A 14467-nucleotide genomic window follows, 5' to 3' on the forward strand; every position below is an offset into this window, starting at 1 on the left:
CCTATGCGATACCGCGACTGCCCCACTATCGAAGTGTCCCAACGCATGTCGGGGACTGTGCCGGAAGCCTGGGCTCTCGTGACCGATATCGCCTTTCCCACCTACTGCACGGGCGAGCTCATCAACGTCCAGTGGCTAGACGGCGCCGACAAAGTTGCGGTCGGCGCGCGATTCAAGGGCACCAACGGCGGAGACGGCAGCCAGTGGGACACGGTATCGGTGATCACCGAGGTCGAGCCCGAGTCTCGCTGGGTGTGGAATGTGCTCTCCGAGGGCGGCACCTACGCGGCGAGTTGGGGTTTCGAGGTGGAGCCGGCGAGCGACGGAGTGATCGTCCGGCAGTGGGGCCGGCTCGGTCCTGGCCCGTCGGGACTGACACCGGCCATCGAAGCCATGCCCGACAAGGAAGCACGCATCGTGTCGCGCCGCCTGCAGGACTGGCGCGTGGGGATGGAGGCCAACCTCCAGGAGATCGCCGAGCGCTTGTCGCGCTAGCCGGTCAGATTCTCGGGCTCGGCCCAGCCGATGAGCTCGTCGCGGGCCCGGGCCACACGGGACCGGATAGTGCCGATGGCACAGCCACACACGTCGGCCGTCTCCGCGTAGGACAAGCCAACAACTTGGGTCAGCACCAGCGCCTCGCGCCGATCATCGTCGAGCGCGGCCAGAAGTGCCTTGAGCTCTACCAACTCCTCGAACCGGTGCGTCGGGCGTCGCAGCGAGGCTTCTTCCAGATCGGCCCCGTGCGCGATACGCGGCCGGGACTTCAGGTGGCGAATATGGTCGGCCACCACGCGGCGGGCGATCGACAGCAGCCAGGTGCGCACCGTCGAGCGCCCGGCGAAGCGCGGGAGCGCACCGAGTGCCCTCAGGTACGTCTCCTGGGTGAGGTCGTCAGCGACACCGGTATCGGCCAGGTAGGCGACGAATCGCCACACATCGGATTGGGTCGCCTTCACCAGAGATTCGAGGGCGGATTTGTCGCCACGACCGGCGGACAGCGCAATCTCAAGCAGCTGCTCGTCGTCGGTGCCGGTGGCCACGACTCCTACTCTATGTCGTAGACCTTCGGAGGTGAACAGCGGGAACTCTTTAGCCGGTTCATCCGACCAATATCCCGTGACATATACCGAGGATCGGCCCGGAGCTCGTGAGTCCCAGCCCGACACCGTGTGGGGGCGACTTGCACCGATCGTACTGCGTCTGCACTTCTATGCGGGGCTCCTCGTCGGGCCATTCCTCCTGGTCGCAGCGCTGACCGGGCTCGCCTATGCGCTGGTGGGGCAGGTCGATGCCGCCGTGTACCGGCACGAGCTCAAGGTCGATTCCGTCGGATCCCAGCAGTTGCCGATGTCGCAACAGGTGGCGGCGGCGACGGCGGCACAGCCGGCAGGCACGGTGACGTCCATCCGCCCGCCAGCACTCCCCGACGACACCACCCGGGTGGTGCTGGCCGTCCCCGACGACCCCGATGTTCCCGCCGACTACTCGCGCACGGTGTTCGTCGACCCCTACAACGGGGAGATCCGCGGAACGTTGACCACGTACGGTGAGTGGCTGCCGGTGCGCGCCTGGTTCGACGAACTTCACCGGAACCTGCATCTGGACGAATTCGGGCGCAACTACAGCGAGCTTGCCGCCAGCTGGTTGTGGGTGGTCGCGCTCGGCGGACTGTTCCTGTGGATCGGCTATCGCCGACGCACCGGGCGGCTGAGCAGGATCGCCGTCCCCGATCGCGATGCCACCCCACGCCGCCGCAGATTGACCTGGCATGGCGCCGTCGGCGTCTGGATAGTCGTTGGGCTGCTGGCACTTTCGGTGACCGGGCTCACCTGGTCACGGTATGCCGGCACCAACATCGGCAACATCACCCAGGCGATCCGGCCGGCGCTGTCCACGGAACTCGACCCGACAGCGGCCAAGCCGATGACCGGCCACGAACACCACGGCGCCGCCCCCGCCTCGGCAGGGGACCCGCTCGCCGGCGTCAACACGGTGCTGCAGGCGGTGCGCGAAGCCGGGCTGCGCGGCCCGCTGTGGATGACCCCACCTCCGGAGGCCAACACGGCCTGGCTGGTGTCGGAGCGCAAGCGCAGCATCCCGACGTACCTTGACGCCGTCACGGTGAATCCATACAACGGGGAGATCACCGGGCGCAGCAATTTCTCGGACTGGTCACTGCTGCAGAAGTCGACCGAATGGGCGATCGACGGCCATATGGGCATCCTGTTCGGAATCCCGAACCAGATACTGGTGGCGCTCATCGTGATTGGGCTCATCACCGTCATCACGCGTGGCTACCTGATGTGGTGGCGCAGGCGCCCGACCAAGGGTGGTCGCTGGCCGGTGCCGCCGCGACGCGGTGGTCTGCTGGCCCTCAAGCCGCTGGAGCTGATAGCACTGGCCGTGGTGGTCATCGGGATTGGTTGGTTCACACCGCTGCTGGGAATCTCGCTGGGGGTGTTCCTCGCCATCGACCTCGTATGGGGGTTCGTGGCCGGCCGCCAGTCCGGGGTATCAGGCGGCTGAGTTATCCGCGGAGCGCAGATGCCGCTCCCCCGGAGCCACTTCATCAAGGAACACGGCGCGGTGCTGATTGGGCGGAGTACGTCCAGCCCGGTAGTCACGCAGGACCAGTAGCGCGAAGATCAATCCGAGGAGCACCGGCGAGTGGCTGACGATGCGCGCCAGGGTGACCTGATCATTGACGGCGTCGTTGATGACGTATCCGGTGAGCACGAGCGCGAAGGCGCCCAACACCGTTGCCATACCGGCCGCCGCGGCGGGACGGACACCGGCGATCACCATCGCGACCCCAAGGGCCACCACCCAGGCGGTGGATTCATTCATGAGGTGCGCACCGGTCATCGCGCCGTGGTGATGCGAGGACACCATTCCGAAGTCGATTCCGGCGACCTGCATGCCGGCTACACCCAGCTGGAGCAGCCCGATGAGCACCAGTGCACACCGGTTGATGTTGTGACGGGCCCAGTGCGCGTAGCGGGCCGTACGGGTCAGGGGTTCGACGGCCGCAGCAGCCAGGATCTGTCCGGCCAGGTCGTGGGTCGGAGCCGAACGCGCGTAGGCGAACTGACGGTCCAGCCCCCGCGCCCGCCCCAGCCATTCCCGACAGGAAGCGCAGGAGAGCACATGCTCATCCAGACGCTTGCGCGCGACGCTCGCCTGCTCACCGTCGACCCACGCCGACAGCTGCTCGCGCACTTCCTGACAGTTCACCCCTCCATCGTCGCCTATCGCGCGAAGTTGGGTGTAAAGACCCCCTGATCTGCAGGCGCCTACAGCGCCTCGAGCAGCTGATTCGAGTCCGCAACCGCACCGAACACCCCACCCTGCATGGTCACCATCTTCAGCGCGGCCGCGTGATTTCCGGTATCGGTCGCACCGGTGCAGTCGGACAGGATGAGGCATTCGAAACCCCGGTCATTCGCCTCGCGCATGGTGGTGTGCACGCAGACATCTGTCGTGATACCCGTCAGCACGATGTACCGAATGCCGCGGGTGCGCAACACCAAATCCAGATCAGTCGCATAGAAGGCACCCTTGCCGGGTTTGTCGATGACGGGTTCACCTGGCAGCGGGGCGACCTCCGGCACAATCTGCCAGCCCGGTTCCCCCTGCACCAGGATTCGCCCACAGGGCCCCGCCACACCTATCTCCGCACCAATCCGGGCAGACCGCCACCGTTTGTTGGCCGGGAGGTCTGAGAGATCCGGCCGATGGCCCTCACGGGTGTGGATGATGGTCATCCCGGCTGGGCGCGCCGCCGCGAGCACGCGGGCCGTCGGTTCCAGACCCGCGCGCGTCAATGACAGGTCATATCCCATGGTGTCGACGTACCCACCGGGACCGCAGAAGTCGACCTGCCAGTCGATGCACAACACAGCGGTGTGTGCGGGATCCACGGGACCGTCAAACGGCCATTGGTACGGCTGCGCGTCAACCTGCCCCGTCATGCCGCCTCTCCCCGCTGAGCGATACGGCGTGCCGCGAGATAGACGAGCGCGGCGCTCACCATTCCCACGAGAGCATCCGAAAGCTGGGGCGCCCATAGGTGGGCGGCCAGCGCCGACACCGCGCCCGCCGCCCATGCCCCGAAGGACTCCCCACGAATCGCCGATTCGCGGGCACCGACGCCGAATCGCGGCAATACCAACTGATCAATGATCAGCACAGTCCCTATCGGCGGAACCACCACGCCCAACAGGGTCAGCCACTGCTCGAACTGCGACCACACCCCGAGCACCGCCAACAGCACTCCCACCGACCCCAAGAGGACGGCAAGCAACCGCATCCTGCGGCCGGTGAGCTGACTCCAGCCGACTGCCCCGTTGTACAGACAATGGGTGCAGACCGATCCGAGGTTGACGAAGACGAACACGATGGATACCGGCACCAGCCAGCCGCCGGCATCGATCAGCGCGCCCAGGAAATTGCCACCGTCCGTCGCGGGTGAATGTGCGGCGCCCAGGGCGACGATCACTCCACCGATCACCATGGCAATGCCGTTGCCCACCGGAAAGGCCGCACACGATGCCCAAAATCCTTGTCGGCCACTACGAGACCATCGCGTGAAGTCAGCTGTCATGGTCCCGGAGTCGATGAAGCAGGCAACCACCAGCGTCACCGCGGCACCCATACTCATCGCGGTCGCACCCGCTCCTCCGCTGTAGCCGAAGGCATCCGAGAACGTCGAATGACGCAGAGCCAGAACAATTGCCACCCCACCCAGCAGCAGATACAGCGGGGCGGCGATGAGGCCGATCACCGAGAGCGCACGGATACCGAGCAGCGTTACCGCCACGTAGCCGATGCCCGCGGCCAGGGCGGTCCACCGCGCGTCCCATCCGGCACTGCCTGCCAGCACCGAACCGGTGAGACCCGTCTGGAACGCGAACCAGCCGATCACCACGGTGGCCAAGAACGCAGAAACCACACGATATCCACGGTGGCCGAACGTCCCGATGGCGGTGAGCGCGAAGTTCTTTCCCGTCTTACCAGCCAGGTAGCTCAATGCGCCGACGTAGCCGGTCAGAACCGCGTTGCCCAAGGCAATCGCGAGCATCCCGCGCCAGAAACCCAGCGAGTAGACAATGAGCCCACCAAACACGGCGCAGGTGAGGATCATCGGGAATCCGAGCCACACTGCGGCGACAGACATCAGGCTCCGCCGCGCGCGTGGTGGAACCGGCTCGTTCTCGTACTCGGCGGCTCCTGATTCGGGGGCACCTGTGCGAACTAGGTCGACATCTGCTGGATCAGCGACTTCTGCGGGCATCGACGCACAGGATGCTGACGCAATGTTGCCTGTGCAGTCCGCACCGGTTACGTGCGCGTGACAACGCCCCGCGCGCCGGTACCTCCGGATCTATACGTGCGCTCCCCACCCGAACACCCGTGAGGTCAACAGAACCAGGCCCAGAGATACCGCCGCCACGACCACGAGACCGATCACCGCGACCACGAGCGGGCGCCAGCCGCTGCGGGCGATCTCGCGGAAGTTGGTGTTCAGTCCCACCCCGGCGAAGGTCAACAGGAAGGCCCACTTCGAGACGTTCACGAGGTTGTTGACTTGGCCCTTGGTCAGCCATCCGAGGGTGACCACGGTGGATACCGCCAGGAAGCCCAGCACGAACTTCGGGAACTTGTCCCATACGAACGCGGCCTTGGCCTTGATCCCCGGCGCGAGCGTGTCTGCCTCACCACGAGCCGCCCAGTACAGCGCGAACCCGAGCACCACGAATCCGATGAGCGCGTTGCGCGTGGACTTGACCACCGTCGCGATGTCACCGGCATGCTCGGAGTAGATACGTCCGGTGGCGACGGTCTCAGCGGTGTTGTCGACGGCCAGGCCGGCCCACAGACCGAACTCGTAATCGGTCAGGCCGAGCCCGTGGCCGATCGCCGGCAGAGTGAACAGCGCCACCGCGCCGAGCGCGAGAATGGCGGCGATGGCATAGCTGACGTCCGAATTGCGCGCCCGGATGGCGCCTTTGGCCGCGACGATGGCCGACACCCCGCAGATCGAGGTTCCGATGGCCAGCAGCGATCCCAGCTTGCCGCTCAGCCCAAACCATTTGGCCGCCAGCAGAATAATGGTGCCCGCCACCGTCATGTCGATCAGGATCTGCACCAGGCTGGTACCGCCCAGTTTGAGAACATCACCCAGAACGAATCGTGCACCCAGCGCGACGATGCCGATCTTGAGCCAGAACTCGTACGTCTGTACGCCGGGCCGGAAGATGCGGTGCAACCCGATGGTATTGGTGATCAGCAGGCCAATCACGATGGCCCACAACACGTATTCAATGTCTGGGACGGTCCAATGCTGCGCCTTCGCCAGGTCTTTCCACCAGATCTGCGCATACTTGCCCAGCAGGCCCACGCCGATGAGCAGCAGGATGCCGGGTATGTAGTCGAGAGGACGGCTGGAGGTGAAGCTCGCCTCGGGGTTTTCGTACGCCTCGTCGGCGGACTGCGTCTCGGTCTTTGAAGTCATCGGGTCACCACGGAATCTTGGGCAGCACATTGGCCACCGCGAGTAGAGCGATCACACCGGCGATGATGGTTGCCCACCAGTCGACGCCGATGCGCACGATGAGAGAGGTTGCGGGCTGGCCATCAGCAGGTGCCGTGGCGCCGGACTGTTCGTCGGTCACGGACCAGAATCTTCGTGGGGCGCCACCAGGCTCACAAGACATCCGCTCGTATTGAGTCGAGGCGGGGCGCGGCATCAAACTTGACACCCTGTCAAGTACAGTCGACGACGCCCGCAGACAACGCCGTCGGAAGGTCCTCGTCCGTGTATCCAGGTACCCATGCCGCCCAGTTCCCCGACAAGCCCGCCGTCGTGATGGCAGGCTCCGGACTCACGCTCACCTACGGAGACTTGGACGAGCAGTCCCGGCGGCTTGCCCGGCATTGGTATGACAGCGGGCTGCGCACGGGCGATCATGTCGCTCTGCTCAGTGACAACGTCCCCGAGGTGTTCGTCGTGTATTGGGCGGCCCTGCGGTCGGGCCTCTACATCACCGCGGTGAATCATCATCTGGCCCCCGCGGAAATCAGCTACATCATCAACGACTCCGGATCCACCGCACTCGTCGCCTCCGCTGGTGTGCGGGAACAGGCGGCAGCGCTTCTCGGGGATATCCCGGCAGTGAGGCTGCGTCTCGCTTTCGGCGGAGAAGTGACCGGCTACGACTCGTACGAAGACGCCCTCGCCGGCGCCGCTCCCGAACCGTTGCCCTCCCAGCCCGCGGGATCGGACATGTTGTATTCCTCGGGAACCACTGGACGCCCTAAGGGAATCAAGATGCCGCTGACGGACCGGCAAGTCGACGAGCCCAGCCCGCTGTCCATGCTCTTCGCACACCTGTACGGCTTCGACACCGACACGGTCTACCTGTCCCCCGCTCCCGCGTATCACGCCGCCCCCCTGCGCTTCTCCGGTTTCGTGCAATCGATGGGCGGCACCGTGGTGGTGATGGAGCGTTTCGATCCCGAGGCCGCCCTGGCCGCGATCGGGCGATACCGCATCACCCACAGCCAGTGGGTGCCCACGATGTTCGTGCGGATGCTTAAGTTGCCCAAGGAAATCCGTGATCAGTACGACGTCTCCACCCTGAAGGTCGCAATCCACGCCGCCGCGCCATGCCCGGTCGAGGTCAAGCATTCGATGATCGACTGGTGGGGACCGATTCTCTACGAGTACTACTCGTCGACCGAAGGCAACGGCGTCACATTTATCGACTGCGAGAACTGGCTCAAACGCCCGGGTTCGGTCGGCAGCCCCGCGCTCGGAGTGCTGCACATCTGCGACGAAGAGGGTGCCGAACTGCCCACCAGCGAGGCCGGACTGGTGTACTTCGAACGCGAGGAGCTGCCGTTCGCGTATCACAATGACGACGAAAAGACCCGTAGCGCTTGCCATCCCAAGCACAGCACCTGGACGACGACAGGCGATATCGGGTACGTCGACGAGGACGGATTCCTGTATCTCACCGACCGCAAGGCGTTCATGATCATCTCCGGGGGCGTCAACATCTACCCCCAGGAGATCGAGAATTCCCTGGCACTACACCCTGAGGTGTTGGATGTCGCCGTCATCGGGGTGCCCGATGCCGAGATGGGCGAATCGGTCAAGGCTGTCGTACAGCCCGCCGACTCGTCAGCAGATCAGGACGCTCTCGCCGCCGAGCTCACCGAGTTCCTGCGCGAGCGCATCGCCCGATACAAGGTGCCCCGCAGCTTTGACTTCACCGATACCCTTCCGCGCACCCCCACCGGTAAGCTGGCCAAAGGACTGCTGCGCCAGAAGTATTGGGAAGGGGCTCGATGAGAATAGTGGCCGCGATCTGCATCGCCGGGGGGCTGCTCGCAGGATGCTCGACACCCGCCACTCAGGAAGGACCATCGAGTACCACCGCCCCATCGATTCAACCGGGCATCATGCCCCAGCTGGTCGGGTTGCAGTGGACCGACGTGAACCCGATTTTGCGCAAGTTGGGCAGAGTGAGCGTCGCGACCAAAGAGGTTCCGGTCAACGACGCCAATCAGAAATCCCGGATCGTCACGCAAGATCCCGCGGCCGGAGCTCACCTTGAGCCGGGCGCCAAGATCACTCTGACCTTCGGAATCTAACGCACGGCAACACTATTCACGTGTTGCCTCCCTCGCCGCCCCTGGCGGGCGCGAGAATGACATGCATTGCCCGGCGGTCTGTTGTCTGACCATTCGACCCCTCACGGCGAGCTACTGACGGAGTCCCGGGCCCGCGCGAGTAGCTCCCCCGTGGGTCCATCGGCGCCCTTGACATGGCAGCACCCAGTTGTAATGCTCACAGCATTCGCATGCTGCATGTATCTGAATGTGATGAGTTCACTCAATGAGGAGGGTCATGAGCACGTATCCAGATCGCCCCATCGCCGGTTCGCGGATCGTCATCACCGGTGCGACCAATGGGATTGGGAAGGAGATTGCCCGTGCACTGGTGCGGCGCGGTGCGCTGCTGACGCTCCTTGCCAGAGACCCCGACAAGGCCGCCCAAACCGTCCGTGAACTGGCGGCCGAGAACGGCGCGATCACGGCGCCGGAGTACATCCAGGCCGATCTTGCCGACCTCGATTCGGTGCGCGCGGCAGCCCGCGAAATCGCCGAGACACACCCCCGGATCAACACGCTGGTGAACAACGCCGGCATGCACTCCCTATCGGGCAAGCCCAGCGTGGACGGCTTTGACCTGATGACGGCAACCAACCACCTTGGGCCGTTTCTGTTGACCAACCTGCTGCTCGAGCCAATCATCGCCACAGGTCAGGCGCGCATTGTCATCACCGCGTCCGAGGCGCACCGATCGTGGCCACGCATCGACCTGGACCGATTCGCAGAGCCACGCCGCTACCACGCGGTCGGCTCCGAGGTCCGGTACGGGCAGTCCAAGCTGATGAATATCTTGTTCACCCAGGAACTCGCGCGGCGGCTGGAGGGCACCGGCGTGACGGCCAATTGCTTTTGCCCGGGCATGGTCTCGAGCGGCCTGGTTCGGGACAGTCGCATCCTCACTACGGCGGCAAGCCTGGCCTCCCGTACACCGTTCGTGCGCCGCCCCGATCAGGGAGCCCGGATGGGCATCCGGTTGGTGCTCGATGATGACCTCGCGACGGTCAGCGGAAAGTTCTTCACATCGACCCCCGGCCTCGGCGTGCTGCCCGCCGTCCGGATCCGTTCGAACCAGCAGACACAAGAAGAGCTGTGGCGACGGTCGCGCGAGTTGGTGAATCTGTAGAACCGCCACCTCAATACTGTGTGGCCCGCCCAGCCGTCTTCGGGTACAGAGAAGGCATGCGACTGTGGTCTCTCCATCCATGCAACCTCGATGCCAAGGGGCTGGTCGCGTGCTGGCGGGAAACACTCCTGGCCCAAAAGGTGTTGCAAGGACGCACGCGCGGATACCGTAACCACCCGCAGCTGCACCGGTTCAGATCGCTGGAACAGCCGCTCGACGGAATCGGCGCATACCTGGTCGGCCTCGTCGATGAGGCCGACCGGCGCGGTTATCGGTTTAACCGGGAATTGATCGGTGTGCCCGCCGCCGCGCTCGAACCGTTGATCAATGTTCATCGCGGACAGCTGGACTACGAACGATGGCTTCTGGATATCAAACTGACGCAACGTGATCCGTCCTTCCTCGCGGTCGACAACCCGTCGAGGCTGTGCCCCCATCCCATCTTCCGGGCAGTACGTGGTGAGATCGAAAGTTGGGAGAAGGTCCTGCCCTCCTACCCCGCGTGAGGTGTTACGTCGCGGAAAGGTTTGCCGCATAGAGCGCGAGTTCGTCACCGACGTTGGCGATGGTGACGGCTCCATCCGTTTCCATCGCCGCCTTGAATGTGTCGCGCACCTTTTCGATGGTGAGCTGCGCTGAGGTAACCCCCTGCGCTTCACCGAGGAAGACCCGCGCGAATCTCCCGCCGCCGGCACTGAAGCTAATACCGGAACAGGGCACATCTTCGGACACCAGAAAGACCGCGACCGGTGCGACGGCTCCTGCGGGAAACGTCTCGCGAAGCCAGCTGAGCGCCGGTTCGGGCATGTTCTCCACCATCCGCGTGAATCCGACCGGAAGCAGTGCGTTCACCTTGATGCCGTACGCCGGTCCTGCCAGCCCGAGATTGGTAGTCATACCAACCATTCCGGCCTTGGCGGTGGGATAGGTGCAGGCCTCGCCCTGCCCGAACATGCTGCCGGAGGAGATGTTCAGGATCCGTCCGTATCCCTGAGCGACCATCGCCTTCCACGCCGGACGCAACACGTTGAACGGTCCAAGCAGCTGAACGCCGAGCACGGTGTCGACGTCCTCGTCGGTGAGCTCGGCGAATGTCTTGATGGGCCCAATGATTCCCGCGTTATTGATGACGATGTCGACTCGCCCCCACGCGTCCAGCGCGGTACCCACGATGGCGCGTCCACCATCTCCTGTGGCGACGGTGTTCGTGTCCGCGATCGCTTCACCGCCAAGCGCGTGAATCTCGGCGACCACCGAACTGGCAGGGGTATCAGAGTTACCCGTGCCGAGAAGCTCGTCGGGCGTTCCGATGTCGTTGACCACGACCTTGGCCCCCCGGCCCGCCAGCAGCAGCGCGTATTCGCGCCCGAGCCCGCCGCCCGCACCGGTCACGATCGCCACCCGCCCGTCGAATCGAATGTCATTCATTGACTGCTCCATTCATCGCGACGTTGAGCCGAATCACCGCCTCGGCAGTTACGTTATCTGAAATAACGTAACCCATGCAAGGGCGAGCTAGGGCGCGCGGAGGTCTGGGGCGCGACTGCGGTAGACCACCGGCTAATGCCCGACTATGAGCGACAAGCTTGCCTCGAAGCTTCGGCCTGTCGCTCGTAGCCGGGCACCTATGTGCGCGTTTAGCCCGAACGAATCGCGCGCGCCACTGCGTCGAGGGCCATCAACCGCACCACATCGACATGGGCCGGCACCTGCCCGGTCGCGGCGACCACGAAGGCGTCACCGTCAAATCGCGTGTGCGGCGGCGTGATCGCACGCGATAGCCCGTCGTGTGCGCCCTGGCTGACGATATGGCAGCTCACCTTGTCGAGCTGGGCGTTGGTGACGACCACACCAATTGTGGTGTGTTGACGTGAAGCGCCAAACCCGAAAACCTCAGACAGGACAGCCACCGAATCGAGCGATACGTCCTGCCCACCCAGGTCGATGTCGCCGTAGGCGTTCACGGCCACCAGCGCGCCGACGATCACCCCCTGTGCGGCGACCTCGGCGTACCGGATACCGCCATGCCGACGTCCCTCCGGGCCGCGCCAGTGCGAGGTGTAGGCACCCGTACCTGCGCCGACTCGCCCAACCTGGAAGTGCTGTCCGTCGGCCGAGTCTCGTGCCGCCGCGTATCCGTCATCCGCGGACGGCCGAACCGATGCCGCTCCGACCGCCAGATCGAAGAGCGCGAGCGTGGGGATCACCGGGACAAGCCCGCCCGGTGTCGGCACTCCCCTGCCCGACTCCTCGAAGAACCGCATGGCGCCGTCGGCGGCCGCGAGCCCGAAGGCCGAACCGCCCGTCAGTACCACCGCGTCGATCGCGACGACCGACTTGTCCGGAGCCAATGCGGCGAGCTCGCGGGAGGCGGGCGCGCCACCGCGCACCTCACAGGATGCGCATGTGTCCGGAGGCAGGGAAACGACGGTACAGCCGGTCTCGGCCGCCTCATTGGTCCAGTGCCCCACACCTACCCGAGGGATGCCGATGCTTCGCGTGTTTCCCATACAGCCCAACGGTACTCAGCCCGTCCGCTACAACGAAAGCGCCTCCACCAGAGCCGGCAGCGCAGTGGCAGCCGTGGCCCGCCAGACGAGATCCGCACGGTCGGACAGGTCGGTCTCCTGTGGGTTGATCTCGACAACCGTCGCCCCGCGACTCAGTGCCAGCTGCGGCAGCCCAGCCGCCGGATACACGATGCCGGAGGTCCCGATGAGCAGCATCAATTCACAGTTCTGCGCATGCGCGACGGCATGACCGAACTCGACCTCCGGCAGCATCTCACCGAACCACACGATGCTCGGCCGGACTTTTCCGCCGCAGTCACACTCGGGTGGTGCGACCCGCTCGGATTCGGGAGCAGCGATGCTCACGTCGAAACCGGTCAGGCAGATGTCGCAATGTGATTTGAGCAGGCTGCCGTGAACGTGGGTGACCTCCGCACTGCCCGCGCGCTCGTGAAGGTCATCGACGTTCTGGGTGACGATCCGGACGTCGCGATGAGATCCCCACTGCGCCAGCGCGCGGTGACCGTCGTTGGGCTGCACCGCCATCAGCTGGATACGCCGATTCTGGTACCACGCCCATACCAGCCCGGCGTCCTCGTTCCACGCTTCCGGCGTGGCCAGAGTCATCGGGTCGTACTTCGACCACAGTCCTGTCTGGGCATCGCGGAACGTCGGCAACCCACTCTCCGCGGACATGCCTGCGCCGGTGAGCACCAAGACGGTGCGCGCTTTCGTCGCTGCCGCCAACAGTGCGTCGGGGACCTGTACCTGTCTCATCGAACAAATTCTCGCCCATATCGACTATTCGGATCGAAAATGGGCATTTTCCAATTATCTGGCCCCGAAATCGACATCCGTGATCTTGATTGGGCGTATGGTGCGCTCATCACGATCACGAGGGGGCCGACATGGCTGCACCAGGTTGGCATGCCGGTCCGCCAGGAAGATTCGTAGCGAACCACGCCAGACGCTAGATCACGACGGGTCCGGGCCACCACAACGGGCGCGAGCATCCACCACATAGTTCGATAACGCCACTCTTCTGGGTAAGCGGCTAGGTCTACGCAGGGGGTCTCATGACTCTCGGACAAGCATTCGATCCTCGACAGAACGCGCTCAACGCGTGGCGACTCGCGTTGGCGACCACCGTCATCTTGTGGCATTCCTGGCCGCTGACGGGACACCGACTGCCCTTCCCCGCGTACGAAGGGCTGCTCGCGCAGGTAGGAGTCGACGGCTTTTTTGCGTTGTCGGGGTTCCTCATCACCGCGAGCTGGATGCGACATCCCAGTCCGCGTGACTACTTCGTCGCCCGCGCGTTGCGTATCTTCCCCGGATTGTGGGTATGCCTGGCGATTACCGCGTTCATCATCGCGCCCATGAGCGTCGCCATCCAGGGCGGCTCCGCAGCGAGATTGATGGGTTCCCTTAAACCGCTTGAGTACTTCCTCAACAACGCCGTACTGAATGTGTTCTACGGCGGTATCGATGGAACACCACGCGACATCCCGTGGCCGGGCATTTGGAACGGGTCTATCTGGACACTCATCTTCGAATTCTTCTGCTACATAGCGGTAGCCGTCTTGGGAGTGCTGGGGATGCTCAAGCGGCGCTGGGTCATTCCCGCCGCGTTTATGTTGTTCCTCTGCGCCGCAGCATATCTGTCGTACCCGGTCTTCGCGATGGAGACCATTCCGCAGATGGTGGCACGGTTTGCGCTGATGTTCGCGGCAGGGGCACTGTTGTACCAGTATCGAGACGTCCTCCCCGCCCGATGGCCTCTCGTCGCGATATGCGTTGGCGTTCTTGCACTCTCCGGGCTGACCCACAACTATCGAGTCATTGGCGCGCTGCCGCTGGCATACGTGGTGATCGCCTCCGGCGCCCTCATTCACGACAGAAGGCTCAACCTACGTAATGACCTGTCCTACGGCGTCTACATCTACGCCTTTCCCATCCAGCAGCTGTTGGCCGTCGCGGGACTCGCAGTGCTACCGCCATTCCTGTTCTTCTTGATTGCCACTGCGGTGACTCTGCCGCTGGCGGCGCTGAGCTGGTTCGCCGTCGAAAAGCATGCGATGGCACTTAAGGCTCGGTTCAGGCGCACGCCCGTGCCCTGACGGAAGCAGCTGTCGTAGGGGCCGATCACGGA

The 14467-nt window shown here is 64.4% G+C and carries 16 protein-coding genes; 7 read left to right on the top strand and 9 right to left on the bottom strand.

Annotated elements, in window-relative coordinates:
• Nucleotides 1-3 precede the first annotated feature (3 nt).
• The gene (locus B4400_RS00965) at nt 4-495 is read left to right on the top strand and encodes an SRPBCC family protein (protein ID WP_078308824.1); all 492 of its coding nucleotides are present in this window, start codon (nt 4-6) and stop codon (nt 493-495) included.
• On the opposite strand, the gene sigC is transcribed toward B4400_RS00965, so the two are convergent.
• Nucleotides 492-1043 (bottom strand): RNA polymerase sigma factor SigC, encoded by a 552-nt coding sequence (sigC, locus tag B4400_RS00970; RefSeq protein WP_078308823.1) that lies wholly within the window; start codon nt 1041-1043, stop codon nt 492-494. The genes B4400_RS00965 and sigC overlap by 4 nt on opposite strands.
• Nucleotides 1044-1119: 76 nt before the next feature.
• Here sigC and B4400_RS00975 point away from each other — a divergent pair, with 76 nt between their 5' ends.
• A complete protein-coding gene (locus tag B4400_RS00975) occupies nt 1120-2529 on the top strand; it encodes a PepSY-associated TM helix domain-containing protein (RefSeq protein WP_078308822.1) in 1410 nt (469 codons plus the stop codon).
• Here B4400_RS00975 and B4400_RS00980 read toward each other — a convergent pair.
• From B4400_RS00980 to B4400_RS24245, 5 genes are all read right to left on the bottom strand, one after another.
• On the bottom strand, nt 2518-3237 hold the full coding sequence (locus tag B4400_RS00980) for a DUF2275 domain-containing protein (RefSeq protein ID WP_078294326.1): 720 nt from the start codon (nt 3235-3237) through the stop codon (nt 2518-2520). The genes B4400_RS00975 and B4400_RS00980 overlap by 12 nt on opposite strands.
• Before the next feature lie 59 nt (nt 3238-3296).
• On the bottom strand, nt 3297-3974 hold the full coding sequence (biuH, locus tag B4400_RS00985; protein ID WP_078308821.1) for a biuret amidohydrolase: 678 nt from the start codon (nt 3972-3974) through the stop codon (nt 3297-3299).
• Nucleotides 3971-5296 (bottom strand): purine-cytosine permease family protein, encoded by a 1326-nt coding sequence (locus tag B4400_RS00990; RefSeq protein ID WP_078308820.1) that lies wholly within the window; start codon nt 5294-5296, stop codon nt 3971-3973. The genes biuH and B4400_RS00990 overlap by 4 nt, the downstream gene beginning before the upstream one ends.
• Before the next feature lie 90 nt (nt 5297-5386).
• Nucleotides 5387-6517 (bottom strand): YeiH family protein, encoded by a 1131-nt coding sequence (locus B4400_RS00995; protein WP_078308819.1) that lies wholly within the window; start codon nt 6515-6517, stop codon nt 5387-5389.
• A 4-nt stretch (nt 6518-6521) separates the two neighbouring features.
• The gene (locus B4400_RS24245; RefSeq protein ID WP_139361209.1) at nt 6522-6677 is read right to left on the bottom strand and encodes a hypothetical protein; all 156 of its coding nucleotides are present in this window, start codon (nt 6675-6677) and stop codon (nt 6522-6524) included.
• A 143-nt stretch (nt 6678-6820) separates the two neighbouring features.
• On the opposite strand from B4400_RS24245, the gene B4400_RS01000 reads away from it, so the two are divergent.
• The 4 genes from B4400_RS01000 (at nt 6821) to B4400_RS01015 (ending at nt 10311) form a co-directional block, all read left to right on the top strand.
• Nucleotides 6821-8359, top strand: coding sequence for an acyl-CoA synthetase (locus tag B4400_RS01000; RefSeq protein ID WP_078308818.1), 1539 nt, complete (start codon nt 6821-6823; stop codon nt 8357-8359).
• Between the two features lie 110 nt (nt 8360-8469).
• Nucleotides 8470-8661 carry a PASTA domain-containing protein gene (locus tag B4400_RS24545; protein WP_078309009.1) on the top strand — a complete coding sequence of 64 codons (192 nt, stop codon included), beginning with the start codon at nt 8470-8472 and terminating at the stop codon, nt 8659-8661.
• 256 nt (nt 8662-8917) lie between these two features.
• Nucleotides 8918-9805: an SDR family NAD(P)-dependent oxidoreductase gene (locus tag B4400_RS01010; protein ID WP_078308817.1), complete on the top strand. Its 888-nt coding sequence runs from the start codon at nt 8918-8920 to the stop codon at nt 9803-9805.
• 56 nt (nt 9806-9861) lie between these two features.
• Nucleotides 9862-10311, top strand: coding sequence for a pyrimidine dimer DNA glycosylase/endonuclease V (locus tag B4400_RS01015; protein ID WP_078308816.1), 450 nt, complete (start codon nt 9862-9864; stop codon nt 10309-10311).
• Between the two features lie 4 nt (nt 10312-10315).
• On the opposite strand, the gene B4400_RS01020 is transcribed toward B4400_RS01015, so the two are convergent.
• From B4400_RS01020 to B4400_RS01030, 3 genes are all read right to left on the bottom strand, one after another.
• Nucleotides 10316-11233 carry an SDR family NAD(P)-dependent oxidoreductase gene (locus B4400_RS01020; protein WP_078308815.1) on the bottom strand — a complete coding sequence of 306 codons (918 nt, stop codon included), beginning with the start codon at nt 11231-11233 and terminating at the stop codon, nt 10316-10318.
• A 209-nt stretch (nt 11234-11442) separates the two neighbouring features.
• Nucleotides 11443-12315 carry a P1 family peptidase gene (locus tag B4400_RS01025; protein ID WP_078308814.1) on the bottom strand — a complete coding sequence of 291 codons (873 nt, stop codon included), beginning with the start codon at nt 12313-12315 and terminating at the stop codon, nt 11443-11445.
• A 27-nt stretch (nt 12316-12342) separates the two neighbouring features.
• Nucleotides 12343-13092: an SIR2 family NAD-dependent protein deacylase gene (locus B4400_RS01030; protein WP_078308813.1), complete on the bottom strand. Its 750-nt coding sequence runs from the start codon at nt 13090-13092 to the stop codon at nt 12343-12345.
• A 299-nt stretch (nt 13093-13391) separates the two neighbouring features.
• Between B4400_RS01030 and B4400_RS01035 the strand changes: the two genes are divergently transcribed.
• Nucleotides 13392-14435 carry an acyltransferase family protein gene (locus B4400_RS01035; RefSeq protein ID WP_078308812.1) on the top strand — a complete coding sequence of 348 codons (1044 nt, stop codon included), beginning with the start codon at nt 13392-13394 and terminating at the stop codon, nt 14433-14435.
• The last annotated feature ends 32 nt before the right edge of the window (nt 14436-14467 follow it).

The organism is Mycobacterium sp. D16Q13, assembly GCF_002013375.1.
GTDB lineage: Bacteria > Actinomycetota > Actinomycetes > Mycobacteriales > Mycobacteriaceae > Mycobacterium.